Origin of the sequence: Mycolicibacterium sarraceniae, from assembly GCF_010731875.1 — a bacterium.
Lineage (GTDB): Bacteria > Actinomycetota > Actinomycetes > Mycobacteriales > Mycobacteriaceae > Mycobacterium > Mycobacterium sarraceniae.
Map to the genome: position 1 here is coordinate 3,063,570 of NZ_AP022595.1, position 17,299 is coordinate 3,080,868.

Sequence of the window (17,299 nt, forward strand, 5' to 3'; positions counted from 1 at the left end):
CGGTGGCGTCGCTACAGGGTGTGTATCCGCGGATCGCGCGGCAGGTCAGGCGTCCGTTGGGGACGTTTAGTCGTATTGGTGATCACACGATTTTTTATGGGCGTGCGATCGCTGGCACTCCGCACGCGACGGTGCATTTCCGGAAAGAGATCATCCGGTTGATCGCGGAGATCTCGATGGGTGCGGGCACGTTGGCGATGATCGGCGGCACCGTGGTGATCGTCGGGTTCTTGACGTTGGCTGCCGGTGGGACGCTGGCGGTGCAGGGTTATAGCTCATTGGGCAATATCGGTATCGAAGCGTTGACGGGCTTTTTGGCCGCGTTCATTAATGTGCGGATCAGTGCGCCGGTGGTGGCTGGGATCGGGTTGGCTGCGACTTTCGGTGCGGGTGTGACTGCGCAGTTGGGTGCGATGCGGATCAATGAGGAGATCGACGCGCTGGAGTCGATGGGTATTCCGCCGGTCGAATACCTTGTCAGTACTCGGATTGTGGCCGGGATGGTCGCGATCACCCCGCTGTACTCGATCGCGGTGATCTTGAGCTTTGTGGCCAGCCAGTTCACCACGGTGGTGTTGTTCGGCCAGTCCGGGGGTTTGTATGACCATTACTTCACCACGTTTTTGAATCCGATCGATCTGCTGTGGAGTTTCTTGCAGGCGGTGTTGATGGCCATCACGATCTTGTTGATCCACACCTACTTCGGCTACTTCGCCACCGGTGGACCCTCCGGTGTCGGGGTAGCAGTCGGTAACGCCGTGCGGACCTCCCTGATCGTGGTCGTCTCGGTCACCCTGTTGGTCTCCCTGGCCATCTACGGATCCAACGGCAACTTCAACCTGTCCGGATAGGGGGGGACGACGTGACGCGGAATCTCGGTCCGGGCCCGTCCGACCGATCTGAAACCGAAACCGATGCTGCGCCGGTGGCGGCCAGAACTGGGACCAACTTCGGTGCGCGCGGCTGGGCACGCCCGGTGGCGGGCCTGGCGACCGTGGTGATCGTCGCCGCGATCGTCGCGGTTTCCGTCGGCCTGTTCCGTGGCGACTTCACCAAAACCGTTCCGGTGACCGTGATCTCCGACCGCGCCGGTCTGGTGATGAACCCTGACGCCCGAGTGAAGATGCGTGGTGTACAGGTGGGCAAGGTCGATTCGATCGAGACCCGCCCCGATGGTGCGGCCGTCCTGCACTTGGCGATGGACCCTGGGCAGCTGCGCAAGATTCCGTCCAACGTCGTCGCCGATATTGCCTCGACGACAGTTTTCGGTGCGAAATACGTCAACTTTGAACCGCCTGCTGACCCGTCATCGAAGCCCATGTATTCCGGTCAGGTACTGCAGGGCCAACATGTCACCGTCGAAATCAACACGGTGTTCCAGCAGCTGACGCAGATCCTCGACAAGATCGATCCGACACAGCTCAACGCGACACTCGGGGCGCTCTCAGAGGCATTCGCGGCCCGCGGCAAGCAATTTGGTCAGACCGTGGCCGACTTCGACAGCCTGCTGGCCAAGCTGGAGCCCAGCCTGCCCAACCTGGCCAAGGACATCGAACTGTCCGCGCCAGTGTCGGCCGCCTATGCCGACGCCGCACCGGATCTGGTGAAGACGGTGCAGAACACGAACAGAATCAGCCAGAGCATCGTGGACGAACAGCAGAATCTGGACACGTTTCTGGTCAACATGATTGGGCTGGCCGATCAGGGCAATGACGTGCTGGGCGCCAACCAGCCGGCACTGTCCAAGGTGCTCCAGTTGCTGACGCCCACCACGAAGTTGTTCAACGAATATGCGCCGGTCATCGAGTGCACGCTCAAAGGTATGGACTGGATCCGGTTGTCGCCTCCACTGCAGGACCCTGGCGTGGCGGTCGCCGTCGCCTTCACACTGGGCATCGATCGGTACCGCTACCCCTCGAACCTGCCAAAGGTTGCGGCCACGGGCGGTCCGCAGTGCATGGGCCTGCCGTACCTCGGCTTCGGCAACAAATCCAAGTACTTGGTCACCGATGTCGGCAGCAACCCGTGGCAGTACGGCAACCAGGGCATCCTGCTGAACTCTGACGGCCTCAAACAACTGCTGTTCGGGCCGCTGGATGGCCCGCCGCGCAACACCGCACAGATCGGACAGCCGGGATGATGCGCACCACAAGCACACTGGTCAAGTTCGGCGTGTTCAGCGTCGTGATGGTGGTGTTGACCGCGTTCCTGTTCTTGGCGTTCAGCAACTACCGGAGCGGTTCGACGTCCGGCTATTCAGCAGTGTTCGCGGACGCATCCCGGCTGAAGGACGGCGACACGGTGCGGGTCGCCGGAGTCCGGGTTGGCACGATCGACAGTGTCGACCTGCAACCCGACAAGAGCGTCCTGGTCAAGTTCGACGCCGACCGTGACATCGTCTTGACCACGGGAACCCAGGCGGCAGTTCGCTATTTGAACCTCACCGGTGACCGGTATCTGGAGCTCATCGACGGGCCGGGCTCGGCTCGGGTGCTGTCGACGGGTTCCACGATTCCCAAGGACCGCACCCAGGGCGCATTGGACCTTGACCTCTTGCTCGGCGGCCTTCGCCCGGTCATTCAGGGGCTCAACCCGCAGGACGTCAACGCGCTCACCACCTCGCTGATCAACATCCTGCAGGGGCAGGGCGACACCCTTGACTCGTTGCTGGGGAAGACGACGTCGTTCTCGAATGCGTTGGCCGACAACAGTCAGACTGTCGAGCAGCTGATTGACAACCTGAAGGTCGTAGTCGATACCTTGGCCAAGGATGGCGATAAGTTCTCCGGAGCCATCGACAAGCTGGAGAAGCTGATCACCGGTCTGGCACAGGATCGCGAACCCATCGGCACGGCGATCACGCAGCTAGACAACGGAACGGCCTCGCTGACAAGCCTTCTCAGCCAGGCCCGCGCCCCTCTGAAGGGAGACGTCGAGCAACTCAACCGGCTGGCGCCGCTGCTGGACGACAACAGGATCGTCTTCGACAGGGGGCTGCAGCGTGGGCCGGACAACTACCGCAAAATGGCCCGGCTCGGGGCGTACGGCAGCTGGATCATGTATTACATCTGCGGAATTGGCATCCGCGTGACCGATCTTCAGGGACGGACCGGGGTCTTCCCGATGATCAAACAAGAAACCGGAAGGTGTGCGGAGCCCTGATGCTGAAATACCGCGCTTCCAATCTATGGCGCGCCGGATTCCTCGGTGCCGTCCTGATCCTGCTCGTGATCGCCGTCGGGTTGCAGCCCGAACGCCTGCTTCAGTTGGCCACCTCGGTCCGCCATCAGGCATTGTTCACCGAGGCCGGCGGCATCACTACCGGCAACGACGTGACGCTGTCCGGTATCAAAATCGGTTCGGTCACCGACGTTTCACTGGACAACGGCGATGCGCTGGTCACGTTCACTACCGCGGGCAAGTATTCGCTGGGGTCCCAAACGACGGCGCACATTCGCACCGGTTCCCTGTTGGGCGAGCGGGTGCTCACCCTGGAATCGGCGGGTGGTGGGAGCCTGCGGTCTGCCGATGTGATTCCGACGACCCGGACGTCGTCGCCGTATTCGCTCACCGAGGCGGTCAGCGATCTGACCAGCAACACGGCTGGGACCGACACCGCATCGCTCAACCAGTCGCTGGACACCCTCTCGGCCACGATCGACCAGCTGGCGCCGAAGCTGGGGCCGACGTTCGACGGTCTGAGCACGCTGTCGCGATCGCTCAACAGTCGCAACGAAAATTTGGCCGGCTTACTCAGGAGCGCTTCCGACGTCACTACCGTGTTGGGGCAGCGGAGTCAGCAGCTGAACACCTTGATTTTGAATGCCAACGACCTGCTGGGTGTGCTGAACGACCGCCGCGAGGTGATCGTTGACCTGCTGGCCAACACCTCCGCGGTGTCGGCCCAGCTGACGGGTCTGGTCCACGATAACGAGGACAAGCTGGCGCCGACGCTGCAGCGCCTCAATTCCGTTGTCGCCGTGCTGGAGAAGAACAAAGACAATATCGCCACGATGTTGCCGAGCGTAAAGAAATTCATCCTCTCCGAGGGCGAGACACTGGCCAACGGCCCGTACTACAACGCGTTTGTGCCAAACCTGCAGCCCGCGCAGTTGCTGCAGCCGTTCATGGACTACGCGTTCGGCTTCCGGCGCGGAGTCAATGCCGGTCAGCCCGCTGACACCGCTGGGCCGCGCGCCGAGTTGCCACTGCCCTACAACGGTATTCCTGGAGGTTCGCGCTGATGGGCCGACGCTGGGTCAAGGTGCTGGCAGTGGTGCTAGCCGGGGTTCTCCTGGTGGGTGTGGCGGTGCTGGTGCGCAACGTCCTTTTCGGCCCCAAGCGAATCGATGCGGTCTTCACCACCGCCACGGGTGTCTATCCCGGTGACGATGTTCGGGTGTCGGGGGTCAAGGTCGGCACGATCAAGGCGATCGAGCCGGAGGGCACCCAGACCAAGCTGGTGCTCGACGTAGACCGGGATGTGCCCGTCCCAGCCGACGCCAAGGCCGTGATCGTCGCGCAGAATCTGGTGGCTGCCCGTTACGTTCAACTCACCCCGGCTTATCGGAAGAACACCGGGCAGAAGGAGATGGCCGACGGCGCGGTGATTCCCTTGGACCGCACCGCGATACCGGTGGAGTGGGACGAGGTCAAAGAACAGCTGACCAGGCTGGCCACCGACCTGGGACCGCGAAGCGGTGTTTCGGGAACGTCGGTCTCGCGCTTCATTGACAGCGCGGCCAATGCGCTGGACGGCAATGGCGACAAGTTGCGCCAGACCATCACCGAGCTTGCCGGCGTGTCTCGTGTCCTGGCCAACGGCAGCGGCAACATCGTCGACATCGTCAAGAACCTGCAGACCTTCGTCACCACCCTTCGCGACAGCAACGAACAGGTGGTGATGTTCCAGAACCGATTGGCGACGCTGACCAGGGTGATCGACGGCAATCGCTCGGATCTCGACGGTGCGCTGAAGAACTTGTCGGTGGCCATCGTCGACATCCAACGGTTCGTCGCGGGTAGCCGCGACCAGACGTCGGAGCAGCTGCATCGGCTGACGAACGTCACCACGAATCTGTTGAACAACAAAATGGAAATCGAGAACATTCTCCACATCGCGCCGAACGCGTTGGCCAACGCCTACAACATCTACAACCCGTCCTCGGGTAGCGCGGTGGGCCAGTTCGTGTTGAACAACTTCTCGAACCCGACCGAATTCATCTGCGGCGCAATCGGTGCGATCGAGAACACCACTGCCCCGGAGACGGCGAAGCTTTGCAGTCAGTACCTAGGCCCGGCGCTTCGGTTGCTGAACTTCAACTACCTGCCAATCGGAATCGATCCCTATCTCATGCCCTCGGCGTCGCCGGACGAACTCGTCTACTCGCAGCCGAACCTGGCCCCGGGTGCTGGTGGTCCGACCCCCGATGTGCCGCCACTGCCGCCGTCGATCTCGGCATACGAAGGTGGGGGACCCACTCCGCCGCCGCCGTTCACCGGCCGCGCGCCAGGGGAGGCGCCGCCCGGTGCTGCCCAGCTGTTGCCCGGCGCAGGACCGATCATCCCGCCCAGCGTGATCTCGTCGCTGCCCAGCATGTTGAACCCGACCGGGCCCGCCCCCGGTCCGGAGCCTGGTGCCCCGATGGCGGCAGAAGCAGGAGGGACGCCATGATCGGCGGAAAAGCATGGCGACGGGCGGTGATCGCAGGGTCGTGCGTTGCGGTGACCACCAGTGCCTGCGCATTCCAGGGCGTCAACTCGCTGCCGCTGCCCGGCACGGTGGGACGCGGGGGAGATGCCAGCATCTACCACGCGGAGATCGCGAATATCGCCACGCTGGAGCCGAATTCGCCGGTGATGATCAACGACGTCGTCGTCGGCAGCGTGCGTAAGCTGACCGTCAAGAACTGGCACGCCGATGTCGAGTTCTCGGTCAAGCCCGACGTCGTGGTGCCGGCGAACGCCGTTGCGAGCGTTGGACAGACCAGCTTGCTGGGCTCGATGCACCTATCGCTGAACACCCCGATTGGCCAGGCACCGAGCGGGAAGCTCAACCCAGGCGCGACGATTCCGCTGAATTCTACTTCGACGTATCCGACCACCGAGCAGACGCTGGCGTCGCTGGCGGCCGTGGTCACTGGCGGCGGGCTCGGGCAGATCGGCGACGTCATCCACAACTTCAGTACAGCGGTCAGCGGCAACGAGGCCGCATTCCGCGACCTGATCACCCGGCTCGACACCTTCGTCGCAACGTTGGACAGCCAGCGTGACAACATCGTCTCGGTCATTCAGTCGTTGAACCGGATGGCCGCGACGTTCGCCGGTCAGCGCGACGACCTCGCCGCGGCTCTCCAGAAGATCCCGCCGGCCATCGACGTTCTGATCAAGGAAAGGCCCACGCTGACAACAGCGTTGGTGAAGCTCGGCACCTTCAGCGATACCGCCAACACGGTGGTCAACCAGTCGCAGGCCGACCTGGTTGCCAACCTGAAAAACCTGGAACCTGCCCTCAAGGCGTTCGCCGACGTCGGCCCCGATCTGGATGCGCTCCTCGAATACGCGATCCACTTCCCGTTCACCCAGCCATTCATGGATCGGGCTATCCGCGGTGACTATTACAACCTGTTCGCGACCATCGACCTGACCGTCCCACGGCTGAAGCGCACACTGATGCTCGGTACCAGATGGGGAGACGCGCAGGCCCAGCTGATTCCCGCGCCCGGCGATCCGTACTACCTGAATTACACCTACGACCCGCTCAAGACCGGGGTCACCCCGCCGCCACCGGATGTCTTCGACGACAACCCGCCGGTGGCGCCCCCGCTGGCGGCGATCGCTGCCGCAGGTCCGATTCTGCCGTTTGTACCGCCGCCGTCGACTGGGGTGCCGGGTGCCGACATCTACACCCGCGAGCAGCTGGCCGCGACGGGCGTCAACCCGGTCTTCGCCGGACCCTATGCGGCCCAATCTAATCAGCCGGCGACCACACCGCCGGCTCCGCCGACAGCAGGAGGTGGCTAAATGCTGACGCGTTTTGTCCGGACTCAGCTCATCATCTTCACCGTCGCCTCGATCGTCGGTGTGGCAATCATGTTGTTCGCCTACATCCAGATACCCACCCTGCTGGGAGTGGGTCGGCTCACCGTCAAGCTGGATCTACCGGCCACCGGCGGTCTCTACCAGTTCAGCAATGTCACTTACCGGGGTTTGCAAATCGGCAAGGTCACCTCGATCGAGCTGACCGACACCGGCGCTCAGGCGACGCTGTCGCTGGACAACTCGCCAAAGATCCCGGCGGATCTCAAGGCCGAGGTGCGCAGCATGTCAGCGGTGGGCGAGCAATATGTCGAACTGTTGCCGCGCACCAACAAAGCACCCTACCTACAGGACGGCTCGGTCATCGCGGTCGGCAATAGCTCGATTCCGCAGGCGGTGGGCCCGATGCTCGACCAGGTGAGCAAGCTGGTCGGAAGCATCCCCAAAGACACACTGAGCCAATTGCTTGGCGAGACCTACCAGGCTTTCAACGGAACGGGTTACGACTTCGGGTCGCTTGTGGACTCGGGTGCGACGATTACCCGCGACGCTAACGGAATCGCCGACAACACCCGAGCGCTGATCGACGACGCACGGCCGTTCGTCCGGGCGCAGGAGATGACCACCGACTCGATCAGGACCTGGGCGCAGAGCCTGGCCGGCATCACCGGGCAGGTGGCTGACAACGATCCGCAGTTCCGTTCGATTCTGAAGAACGGGCCGGGCTTCGCGCAGGAGACCTCGAAGCTGCTCGAGCAGATAAAACCAACGCTGCCAGTGCTTTTGGCGAACCTGACCACGTTCGGTCAGATCTTTCTGACGTACAATAAATCGGTCGAACAGTTGTTTGTTCTTGTGCCGCCGTTCGTCGCCCAGATTCAGACCTACACCCAAGCCAACAACCCCACCGGTGTGCCCAACGGTGACTTCTCACTGGGACTCGGCGATCCCGCAGCCTGCACGATCGGGTTCCTGCCGCCGTCATCGTGGCGAAACCCGGCTGACACGTCGGTGATCGACACCCCGGACGGGCTCTACTGCAAGCTCCCGCAGGACTCGCCGGTGGCCGTCCGCGGCGCACGTAACTACCCCTGCATGGAGCATCCCGGTAAGCGCGCTCCCACCGTGGAACTGTGCAACGACCCCAACGGCTTCCAACCGCTGGCGCAGCGTCAGCACGTCACCGGGCCGTACCCGATTGACCCCAATCTGGTTGCTCAGGGGATCCCGATCGACAGCCGTGCGCTGCCGGGCTCCAACCTCTTTGGGCCACTGCAGGGCACGCCGCTGCCGCCGGGGGTGAGCGCCCCGCCGCCGGGCGCGCCGCCGATCGGTCCGCCGCCGCCGAACTTCGCGGGTACCGGGCCGGGGCCGCTGCTGCCCGGCCAGCCGATCTATCAGACGCCGCCGGTGTCGCCGCCGGGCCCGGAGGGCAATATCGGACCCGCACCGGTCAACCCGCCGGGGCCGCAGAACATGCTGCCGGTTGACAAGCAGCCTCCACCCACGGATCCGGCTGTGCCCCAGGCAGCTCCGAGTGCGTTCAACGGCGGCAGCCGGACGGCTCCGGTGCTGCAGGTCGCCAAGTACGACAAACGCACCGGCGAGTACATGGGTAGCGACGGAACGCTCTATCGCCAGACGAATTTGGCCAAGCCGGCAACGACGTGGCAGGACATGCTGCAGAGCTGAAAGGGGTATGGGATGCGCGCTTGTCAAGCGCTAACCGCGATCGGCTCGGCCGCTGCCCTCGCTGGGATCTGTTGTGCCGCACCCGCTGCGGCGGACGAGACGTGGGGCATCAACGGCACGTTTGCGACGTCATCCAACGGTGATTGGGCGAAGGTCAATGAGCGCTATCAGGACCAGCCTTCCGAGCGTGAAACCTGGACGATTTCGACTCAATGCATCTCGCCCACCGAGTGCACCGGGATTGTGCACAGCGACGCAGGCTGGACGGCGCCGGTCTTCACCACGAACGGCCTGTGGTATGTCAAGCGCACCATTCCGAACTGGCGGTTCTGTGCTGACGGAGCGGCGATCGAAGGATTCCAGGAGTACCAGATGTATCCCGTCAACGGCAGCGATGGTCACTACAACGCTGCGTCGACTGAATACTCCGGTCAGAACCGAGTCGTCGGTCCGAGCGGATCGTGCGGGCGCAACCAGCCGCCGGTGATCCAGATGCCGTTCTACATGAAAAAGCGTTAGCGCATTACCAATTGCGCAGCGAGCACAGCGCCCCCTTGGGGCCGCTGTTCCGCTTGACGACCTGGCCGTTGATTTCCATCGTGCAGTTGAATCCGGCTGTTGCCTTGGGGAGCGCCCCGGTCGCCTGGACGAGAACCATGCCCCACTGCATCGGATCGGTCAGCGTGGCCACGAGCACCCACGGTTTGTTGGGTCCGACAGTCGCTTCGGTGTTCGGGCTGAACACGTACGGATCGTGGCTGTACTCGGAGAACGTCGGCGGATCGGTGTCGCGGTAGTAGATCTCGGCGATGACAGGCTTGTCGGCCGTGACGGTGTATTTGACGTTGAACAGCTGCGGTGGCAGCGGACCACCGGGCGGAGCGTCGTCGGCCAGTGCTGGTGACGCGAGGCAGGTCGCGGTGCCGAGAACCGCTAGGGCAGTGGCGAAAGTCCGCGTGGCGATATGCATTTTCACATCCGGCTCAGGCTGAACGGATAGGTGAAGGTGCCACCAGGAGCGCCATCGCAACCGGCGTCGAACGTCGACACCATCGAACCGACCAGGGTATTCGCATCCCAGGTGTACACGTCATGGGTGGGAATAGTTGGGCCGTAATAGATGTCACCGCATCGCAGGCCGAACGGGTCGTTGATGGCCAACGTGTACTGGCCGTTGACCAAGGGTGCGTCGGCGTTGCTCTGAACGGCCTTCGCGATCGGTCGCGGCAGGGTGAGAACGTGAACGCAGTTGGGGGTGTTGGTGATTGAGTTCGGCGGTACACACGCAGTCACGGACCATACCCAGGTGTGGAAGTCCCTGCGGTCCGGCATGGTCATCACATAATTGCCCAGGTACATCTCTGCGGTGGCGGGCGCAGCCAGGGTCACCGCAGCCGCCATCAGCGCCGTGGTTATCACGAGGGACTTCAAACCGGCTTCCTTCGCCTTCGAGCCAAGCTACGCACGCTGCGAGATTGGCATTCTCGTCATCGGAGAATACCGTCCCTGGGCTCTACGGAGAACGGGTTTGCCCAGGTTGCGTCGGCGTCAGACGAACTCGACGTCCGACACCTTCAACTGATCGCCCTCGCGCACCAGGCTGACCACCACTCGCCACACCCGCGGCTGCTGATCTTCTTTCGGAGCATCCGGTCCAGTTCGTTGCGAGGTCGCCGCGACCAGGACGGTGGCCGAGTCCTTGTCCATCGACTCGACGGCGGCGTTGTTGACGGTGACCTTGGTGATGACCTTGGACTGTTGCAGCGCCTTGATCAGGTCGGGGGAGCCGTCCTCGAAGTTCGATTTGAACTTGCCCGTCGAACCGTCGATGACCCTTTGAACGGTTTCCTGGGGGTTGGTGTAGTCCAGTGACATCAGGTTCACCACACCCTGGCGGGCGGCGGCGGCGAACTCGGCCGAGCGATGCTGTTGCTGATCGGCACTCCGGTGTTGCCAGAGCATGTTGGCGACTGCGCCGAGCAGCACGGCGAGCACCACCAGAACGGCCAGCGCGGCGGCGACCGTCGTCAGTCGCAGCCCGCGCTTGCGTGGCGTCGTGACATCCTCGGTGGCTTGCGGTGGTTCGGTCTCGACGGCCGCTTCCGTCACCGATTCCGACGGTGCCGGTTTTTCGTCGCGAGAAGTTTCCAGTTTGCGGCGCAATTCGTTTGCCCGAGCACGGGCTGCCTCGGCGCGCGCTTCAGCCGCAGCAGCGGCCGCCTCGGCCGCTTCGGCGGAGACTGCGTCATCGGGTGCCGCGGATTCATTCTTGTCCGGCATGGGACCTCCTCGTCCATCACGGTCGCATGGCGAAGAGCGACGCCAGCACTGCGGGCCAGCATTCCACAGCGGCGATTATGGGTTTTGTCCCGGTTTCTTCCCTGAGCCGGAGAATTCGCTTACCGAGTATGCGAAAGTATTCGAGTGCGATCGACCGTGCCAGTTCTTGCTGCGCTCCTGACGGCCGGATTACTGATGCCGGCGTCGGCCTCCGCGGACCCCGCGGTGACCCCGATCAACGCCAATGAGTGCAATGACGCGTTCTGCACACCGGGCATTACGCCGGGTGTCGAACTCGGGGCCCCGTGCAGCAACACGACCTATTACGTGTTCGGCGTCGACAACCGGAACAACTGGGGCCGGCTGATCTTCTGCGGGTCGCCCCGACGCTATGAGCCGCGGTACTTCCGCTCGCCCCCGATGGTGGGCATCAAGAATCTAGACGCCGATTGCGGCGGCTATGAGAACTCTGTCGCGCAGGCGCCGGACGGCATGTTCCTGACGTGTGTGGCGACCGGCGGGAGGACCCGCTGGGTGCAGGGCGACGCGTGACCGCCTGAACGAGAAAGAGCCCCAGACCGCATCGCGGCCTAGGGCTTTCTCACTTCTCAGCTCCTGCCGGTGAACCGGACGTGGATATCGGCCAACCCGCGCAGGATGTAAGTCGGCTCGTAGTTGTAGCGACGGTCGTCGGAGGGTCCGTGGAACTCCTCGTCGATGGTGATCTCACCCATCCGGTCCAGCATCCGTTCCAGGGAGACTCGGCCTTCGACGCGTGCCAACGGCGCTCCCGGGCAGGAGTGCGCGCCGCGGCCGAAGGCGATGTGCTCGCGGACGTTGGGGCGACGCACCTGGAACTCGTGCGGATCGGTGAAGCGCCGCGGATCGCGGTTGGCCGCGCCCGGTAGCACCATGACGACGGTGCCCGCCTTCACTTCCATATCGCCGACCTTCGAGGTCCGCCGGGCCAGCCGCGAGTCACTCTTGACCGGGCTTTCCAGACGCAGTGACTCCTCGATGAACGTCGGGATCAGGCTGCGGTCCTCACGCAGACTCTGCTGCAGGTGGGGCCGCTCGGCCATCGCCTTGATGGCCGCGGACAGCAGCTTGGCGGTGGTCTCCTGGCCGGCGGCGAACAGGAACGTCGCGGTGCGGACCACGTCGATGATCTCCGGCGTCGACCCGTCGGCGTACTTGGCGGTCGCCAGCTCGGTCAGCACGTCATCGCGGGGATCGCGACGACGGTCCTGGAGGTAGCTGCTGAACTTCTCGTCGAGGAATTCCAGCGGGTTCGTGCCGACGGACCCATGGTCCAGCGAGCCGACTCGTGCTTCCGGGCGATCAGCGCCGAGCACCGTGCGGAATTCCTTGTGATCCCCCTCGGGGACCCCGAGAAGATCTGCAATGACCAATAGCGAGAAGGGTTTTGCGTACTCAGCCAGGAACTCGCTGTGCCCCAGGGAGATGAACTCGTCGAGCTGGCGGTCGGCCAGCCGCCACATGAAGTCTTCGTTCTCCTTGAGCCGCTTGGGGGTCAGCAGCCGGCTGAGCAGTGAACGGGCCTTGGTGTGATCCGGCGGGTCCATCGTCACCATGTGTTCGTTCATCGGGAAGTACGAGCGGTGGGCATCGATCTGCTCGTTGAGGTCATCGCCCTCGGGCGTGAACGGCAGGGGAGGGAACGGCCCGCCCAGAGCCACGATGTTCGAGAAAGCCTCGGGGTTCTTGTAGACCTCCAGTGCCTCCTCGTACCCCGTGACGGCCACGAAGCCGTGCGGCTCCAGACGCAGTGTCGGGCTCTGATCGCGCAGGTAGTCGTAGTACGGGTAGGGATTGGGGACCAGCGTCTGATCGGTGAGGAAGTCAACGGTGGCGAAGTCGGTCATATGCGGGTTCTTCCTCCAAGCAGCGGGCTGATTGCTGTGCATCTGCTTAGCATGGCGTAAAGTCCCCGGTCAAGGCTGCATCCCATCGGCCCACGTACTATCGGCGTGTTCAATCGGCGGTGACGAGACGAGGTGGCATATGGCATCGGCGCGGCGGATCGGTGCGCCCGACGCGAAAAATCGCCTCGTGCTGCTCGACGCTGCCGAACAGCTGCTGATCGACGAGGGCTACGCCGCAGTGACCTCGCGTCGGGTTGCCGAGAAGGCGGGACTCAAACCGCAGCTGGTCCACTACTACTTCCGCACGATGGACGACCTGTTCCTCGAGGTCTTCCGCCGCTATGCCGATCAGGGCATGGAAGCCCACAAGCGTGCGCTGGCCTCGCCCCAACCGCTGTGGGCGCTGTGGCGATTCGGGATCAACCCCGCCGCCAGCCGGCTGACGATGGAGATGGCCGCGCTGGCCAATCACCGCAAGGTCCTTCGCGCCGAGATGTCCCGCTACGCCGAGCGTTTCCGCGAGGATCAGCGCCAGGTGTTCGTGACCGTATTGGAGCGCAACGGCGTACTGCCCAATGAGGTTCCGCCGGTGGTCTGGTCAATCCTGCTGACCGGTGTGTCGACGGTGGTGATGCTGGGCGAGGCACTTGGCGTCACCTCGGGGCATGCCGAAACCCTGGAACTCGTCGAAAATTTCCTGACGGTGATGGAGGGCCCGCCGCTGCTGGCGGACGACTCAGCTCACCAGTGGCGTAGCGAGCAGAGCGCGCCCTTGGGGCCGGAGTTCTCCGCGACGACAACCCCGTCAACCGCAAGCACGCAGTGAAAATTCGGCGGGGTTTTCGACAGTCCGCTGGTCGCTGCGACCATAGCCCATTCGTCGGGGTTGGCTAGCTGAACGTTGAGCACCCATTTCTGGGTCGGTCCGACGTCAGCCTCGACCTTGGGGCTGAACACGTAGGGGTCGTGGCTGTAGTCCGACCAGTTCGCCGGCTCGGTGTCCCGGTAGTAGATATCCGCGGCCCGGAACGGCTGCTCGGCGAAGACGCTGTAGGTGACCTGGTGCAGTACACCCTCGTCGGCGCCGGCCGGGGCTGACGAACCCGCCACACATCCCGCTGCCAGGGCCACTGCCAACCCCAACTGAACGAACCTCATGGCTCAGTTTGGCATGGTGGAGTCGTTGCGGGCGGCGGTTTGTCCCACCGAGGGGCCGCTTCGTTGCCAGGCACGGTGAGAAGCCCATTTTCACTACTGGCGAACCCGGTGTGCAACCGGTTGTCGCCTGGTGTCGTCCGCATCAGGACGAGGTAGTCGCCATTCATGCTGGCGGTGGCATCGGGGGAGATGGCCCCGGCCAGACGCAGTATCGCGCGGGGCGGCCCACTGTCGGTGACGGCCTTTCCGGCCAGCACCTTCGTGCCAGACGCGCCGCGGAATCCCGCAGCCGCGGTGAAATCCGCAGGGAGAAAAACTGATTGAAGACATCGTCACGCAGCCGAGGCAGGGTGGACGTTTTGATCCGCCACTGTCCGCCGGTCTTCTCGTAGGTCTCGTGGTAGTGGCCGTAGCCCGCGAGGTTGATGAACCGTGGGTTGGGAGGGCTTGCCCAGAGTTTTGCGGAGGAACGTGACGAACGCGTCCGCGCCGGCGATGACAACTCCGCCGGACGGGCGGGTGTCGCGGACGAAGTCGTCGGTGACGATATCGCGCCAGCGGTAACGCAGCCCACCCGATGTGATAGCCACGCGACGTAAACTCGCGCGAATGGCACAGGCATCGTCACCGGAGCGGCGGGGCGGCCGGCCCACGCAGGCCGAGGCGGCGGCGCTGCACCAACGGCTGCGGGAAGCGGCGGTCAAGACATTCCTGGAGAACGGCTACGACGCGACGACGATGGTCGCGATCGCCGACGCCGCCGGGATCACCAAACCCACGCTATATGCCCGCTATGCCGATAAGCGCGCGGTGTTCCTGGACGTCATCCCGTGGGCGTTCAGCCGGGCCGTGCAGGTCGACACCCTCGACGCCGCGCAGGACGAGGACCTGCGTACCGCTCTGGTGGCGGTCGGTCAGGGCGCCCTTCGTCAGGCACTCGATCCCGATATCGTTGCGCTGCACAAGATCGCGCGCAACGAAGCGCATCGGTTTCCCGAATTCGGGCTGTCCGCCGAGTCACTCGGCTGGGCGAGCCGCCAGCAGCAGGTGATGCAACTCCTGGCCCGCCACGCCGAGACCGGTGCCCTTGCGGTCGACGATATCGAGCTTGCCGCCGAACACTTTCTGGCGATGGTCGAGGTCCTGCCTGCCAGGCTGGCCGATTTCGGTCTCTATCGGAGCCGAAAGGAAGAGCAGCGGCGCCTGCTGCACGCGGTGGATCTCTTCTTGCACGGCGTGCTGGTCCGGTAGTTCCTCTTAACTTTACGCTTGGGTATAGTTAATGGGTGGCAATGACGCTGTCGGTTGTCGACATCACACCCAACATCGCTTCCGAAGTCCGCGCGACCAAGGCCGAGCTGTTCGGCGGCGACCACTCCGAAGCGCTGCGCGACCTGCTGGAACGGCGTGGTGTGCTGGTCTTCCCACGGATCGGACTCAGCGATGACGAGCAGATCGAATTCACCAAGACCCTGGGCACATTCGCCCCCGAGCGCACCGGCGAGCAGGTCTACTCCGTCACGCTGGACACGACCATCAACCAGCTGGCCGATTATCTGAAGGGTTCGCTGTACTGGCACATCGACGGAACCATGAACGAGGTGCCGATCCGCGCCTCGCTGTTGTCCAGCAAGGTGGTGTGCGCCGATGGCACTGGTGACACCGAATTCGCCAATACCTACGCGGCCTACGACGCGCTGGAGGATGCCGACAAGGAAGCGCTCGAGTCGCTGCGGGTGATGCATTCGGCGTGGAACACGCTCTTCTACTACGAGCCCGAACCGAGCTTCACGACGCTGCGGACGATGATGGCGATCGGTGACCGCGAGCTGCCGCTGGTGTGGAATCACCGTTCCGGGCGAAAGTCACTGGTGCTGGGCTGCACCGCGCGCCACGTGGTGGACATGGACTTCAGGCGCAGCATCGAACTCCTTGTCCGCTTGCGAGAGTGGGCCACCCGCCCGGAGTTCGTCTACCGGCACAGCTGGTCGGCGGGCGACCTGGTCATCTGGGACAACACCGGCACCATGCACCGCGCCACGCCCTACGATCCCGCGTCCGGCCGGTTGCTGCACCGCACCAAACTGGAAGGCGAGGAAGCCTTTCGCTGATGGATGTCTCTCCTGCCGCGTTCCTGCGCACGACACTGCCGCTGGACCTGTCGTGCCTCACCGAGCTCGATAGCGGCCGTTACCATTCGGTCTGGCTACCCGATCACATGGTCAGCTTCTGGCCGGATGCGCTGTGGACACCGGAATTCACTGACCTGGCAACCGTTTCCCCGTCACCGCATCGCCACCTGGATGGTCTGGCGGTCGCCGCTGCCGCGGCCGCGCTCACCACGACGGTGCCGCTGGCGACCAGCGTCGTCGACACCGTCCGCCGCCATCCCGCCCTGCTCGCTCAGAGCGCACTGACCATCGACCATCTATCCCGCGGGCGTTTCATCCTGGGCCTGGGCAGCGGCGAGACCGAAAACATCGTGCCCTACGGTTTCGAGTTCGCCAAGCCGGTGGGCCGTTTCGAGGAAGCACTGAAAGTCATTCGCCTGCTATGGGATAGCGAGGGACCGGTCGACTTCGATGGCCTTTTCTACCGGCTCGACAACGCCCGGTTGGATACCGAACCCTACGACGGCCGGTTCCCGCCGATCTGGATCGGGGCCAGCGGACCGCGCATGCTCGAGATCGTGGGACGTTATGCCGACGGCTGGTGGCCGGCCGGCGCGTGGACCCCCGAACACTACGCGGACATGCTGGGTGCGGTACGCCAGTCGGCCGAGCGGGCCGGACGTGACCCGATGGCGATCACGCCGTGCTTCGTGCAGGTCTGCCTGATCGGCGCGGACGACGCCGCGATCGAGCGAATCGTGCGGGCCCCACTGGTTGCGAGCTTCCTGCTGCAGGTGTCGGCGCAGGTCTTGCGCCACTTCGGGTTCGAGCATCCGATGGGTGATGACTGGGGTGGATTCCATGACATCCACCCGGCGACCATGACCAGGGAACGCGTCCTCGATTTCCTCGCCCACGTCGACCCTGAGGCGATCCTGGCGGTCGTCCCGCACGGCACACCTACCGAGGTGGCGCGGATCATCAGATCGTATGTCGATGCCGGCCTCCGGGTTCCTAAGATCCTGGACTACAGCACGATGGCCGGCCTGGAATTCGGTGCGGTATCGGCCGCCAATGTGCGCGCGACAGAGGACGAATTGTTGAGATTGTGTGGAGGGCGGCCATAACCGTGGG

General features: G+C 63.8%; 18 protein-coding genes and 1 pseudogene. 13 read left to right on the plus strand and 6 right to left on the minus strand.

The window, feature by feature from the left end; translation table 11 throughout:
- Positions 1 to 2 precede the first annotated feature (2 nt).
- The 8 genes from G6N13_RS15200 (at position 3) to G6N13_RS15235 (ending at position 9,249) form a co-directional block, all read left to right on the plus strand.
- Positions 3 to 851 carry an MlaE family ABC transporter permease gene (locus tag G6N13_RS15200; RefSeq protein WP_163698282.1) on the plus strand — a complete coding sequence of 283 codons (849 nt, stop codon included), beginning with the start codon at positions 3 to 5 and terminating at the stop codon, positions 849 to 851.
- A gap of 74 nt (positions 852 to 925) precedes the next feature.
- A complete protein-coding gene (locus G6N13_RS15205) occupies positions 926 to 2,140 on the plus strand; it encodes an MCE family protein (RefSeq protein WP_235677773.1) in 1,215 nt (404 codons plus the stop codon).
- Positions 2,137 to 3,162, plus strand: a complete 1,026-nt coding sequence (locus tag G6N13_RS15210) for an MCE family protein (RefSeq protein WP_163698285.1) — start codon at positions 2,137 to 2,139, stop codon at positions 3,160 to 3,162. The genes G6N13_RS15205 and G6N13_RS15210 overlap by 4 nt, the downstream gene beginning before the upstream one ends.
- Positions 3,162 to 4,244: an MCE family protein gene (locus G6N13_RS15215; RefSeq protein ID WP_163698287.1), complete on the plus strand. Its 1,083-nt coding sequence runs from the start codon at positions 3,162 to 3,164 to the stop codon at positions 4,242 to 4,244. Before G6N13_RS15210 ends, G6N13_RS15215 begins: the two co-directional genes overlap by 1 nt.
- Positions 4,244 to 5,674: an MCE family protein gene (locus tag G6N13_RS15220; protein ID WP_170310452.1), complete on the plus strand. Its 1,431-nt coding sequence runs from the start codon at positions 4,244 to 4,246 to the stop codon at positions 5,672 to 5,674. Before G6N13_RS15215 ends, G6N13_RS15220 begins: the two co-directional genes overlap by 1 nt.
- The gene (locus G6N13_RS15225) at positions 5,671 to 7,023 is read left to right on the plus strand and encodes an MCE family protein (protein WP_163698289.1); all 1,353 of its coding nucleotides are present in this window, start codon (positions 5,671 to 5,673) and stop codon (positions 7,021 to 7,023) included. The genes G6N13_RS15220 and G6N13_RS15225 overlap by 4 nt, the downstream gene beginning before the upstream one ends.
- Positions 7,024 to 8,730 (plus strand): MCE family protein, encoded by a 1,707-nt coding sequence (locus G6N13_RS15230; protein WP_163698291.1) that lies wholly within the window; start codon positions 7,024 to 7,026, stop codon positions 8,728 to 8,730.
- A 12-nt stretch (positions 8,731 to 8,742) separates the two neighbouring features.
- A complete protein-coding gene (locus tag G6N13_RS15235; protein WP_163698293.1) occupies positions 8,743 to 9,249 on the plus strand; it encodes an Rv2253/PknI dimerization domain-containing protein in 507 nt (168 codons plus the stop codon).
- 4 nt (positions 9,250 to 9,253) lie between these two features.
- Here the strand turns inward: G6N13_RS15235 and G6N13_RS15240 are convergent, their stop codons facing one another.
- The 3 genes from G6N13_RS15240 to G6N13_RS15250 all read right to left on the minus strand — a co-directional run bounded on the left by G6N13_RS15240 (position 9,254) and on the right by G6N13_RS15250 (position 11,010).
- Positions 9,254 to 9,700 (minus strand): Rv2576c family protein, encoded by a 447-nt coding sequence (locus G6N13_RS15240; protein ID WP_163698295.1) that lies wholly within the window; start codon positions 9,698 to 9,700, stop codon positions 9,254 to 9,256.
- A 2-nt stretch (positions 9,701 to 9,702) separates the two neighbouring features.
- Positions 9,703 to 10,161 (minus strand): hypothetical protein, encoded by a 459-nt coding sequence (locus G6N13_RS15245; protein WP_235677774.1) that lies wholly within the window; start codon positions 10,159 to 10,161, stop codon positions 9,703 to 9,705.
- A 117-nt stretch (positions 10,162 to 10,278) separates the two neighbouring features.
- Positions 10,279 to 11,010, minus strand: a complete 732-nt coding sequence (locus tag G6N13_RS15250) for an Rv1363c family protein (protein WP_163698297.1) — start codon at positions 11,008 to 11,010, stop codon at positions 10,279 to 10,281.
- Between the two features lie 195 nt (positions 11,011 to 11,205).
- Between G6N13_RS15250 and G6N13_RS15255 the strand changes: the two genes are divergently transcribed.
- Positions 11,206 to 11,562: a hypothetical protein gene (locus G6N13_RS15255; RefSeq protein WP_163702149.1), complete on the plus strand. Its 357-nt coding sequence runs from the start codon at positions 11,206 to 11,208 to the stop codon at positions 11,560 to 11,562.
- A gap of 56 nt (positions 11,563 to 11,618) precedes the next feature.
- Here the strand turns inward: G6N13_RS15255 and G6N13_RS15260 are convergent, their stop codons facing one another.
- On the minus strand, positions 11,619 to 12,896 hold the full coding sequence (locus G6N13_RS15260; protein ID WP_163698299.1) for a cytochrome P450: 1,278 nt from the start codon (positions 12,894 to 12,896) through the stop codon (positions 11,619 to 11,621).
- A gap of 139 nt (positions 12,897 to 13,035) precedes the next feature.
- On the opposite strand from G6N13_RS15260, the gene G6N13_RS15265 reads away from it, so the two are divergent.
- The gene (locus G6N13_RS15265) at positions 13,036 to 13,722 is read left to right on the plus strand and encodes a TetR/AcrR family transcriptional regulator (protein ID WP_163698300.1); all 687 of its coding nucleotides are present in this window, start codon (positions 13,036 to 13,038) and stop codon (positions 13,720 to 13,722) included.
- On the opposite strand, the gene G6N13_RS15270 is transcribed toward G6N13_RS15265, so the two are convergent.
- Positions 13,638 to 14,054 carry an Rv2576c family protein gene (locus G6N13_RS15270; protein ID WP_163698302.1) on the minus strand — a complete coding sequence of 139 codons (417 nt, stop codon included), beginning with the start codon at positions 14,052 to 14,054 and terminating at the stop codon, positions 13,638 to 13,640. The two genes, G6N13_RS15265 and G6N13_RS15270, sit on opposite strands and share 85 nt — an antisense overlap.
- 256 nt (positions 14,055 to 14,310) lie before the next feature.
- A pseudogene (locus G6N13_RS15275) lies at positions 14,311 to 14,665 on the minus strand (hypothetical protein); the annotation flags it as partial.
- Between G6N13_RS15275 and G6N13_RS15280 the strand changes: the two are divergent.
- Genes G6N13_RS15280 through G6N13_RS15290 form a run of 3 tightly spaced genes read left to right on the plus strand, consistent with a single transcriptional unit; the run spans position 14,664 to position 17,292 of the window.
- Complete coding sequence (locus G6N13_RS15280) at positions 14,664 to 15,305, plus strand: TetR/AcrR family transcriptional regulator (protein WP_163698303.1); 642 nt, start codon at positions 14,664 to 14,666, stop codon at positions 15,303 to 15,305. The pseudogene G6N13_RS15275 and the gene G6N13_RS15280 overlap by 2 nt on opposite strands.
- A 41-nt stretch (positions 15,306 to 15,346) precedes the next feature.
- A complete protein-coding gene (locus tag G6N13_RS15285) occupies positions 15,347 to 16,165 on the plus strand; it encodes a TauD/TfdA dioxygenase family protein (RefSeq protein WP_163702151.1) in 819 nt (272 codons plus the stop codon).
- Positions 16,165 to 17,292, plus strand: coding sequence for an LLM class flavin-dependent oxidoreductase (locus G6N13_RS15290; protein WP_163698305.1), 1,128 nt, complete (start codon positions 16,165 to 16,167; stop codon positions 17,290 to 17,292). Before G6N13_RS15285 ends, G6N13_RS15290 begins: the two co-directional genes overlap by 1 nt.
- Positions 17,293 to 17,299: the final 7 nt, after the last annotated feature.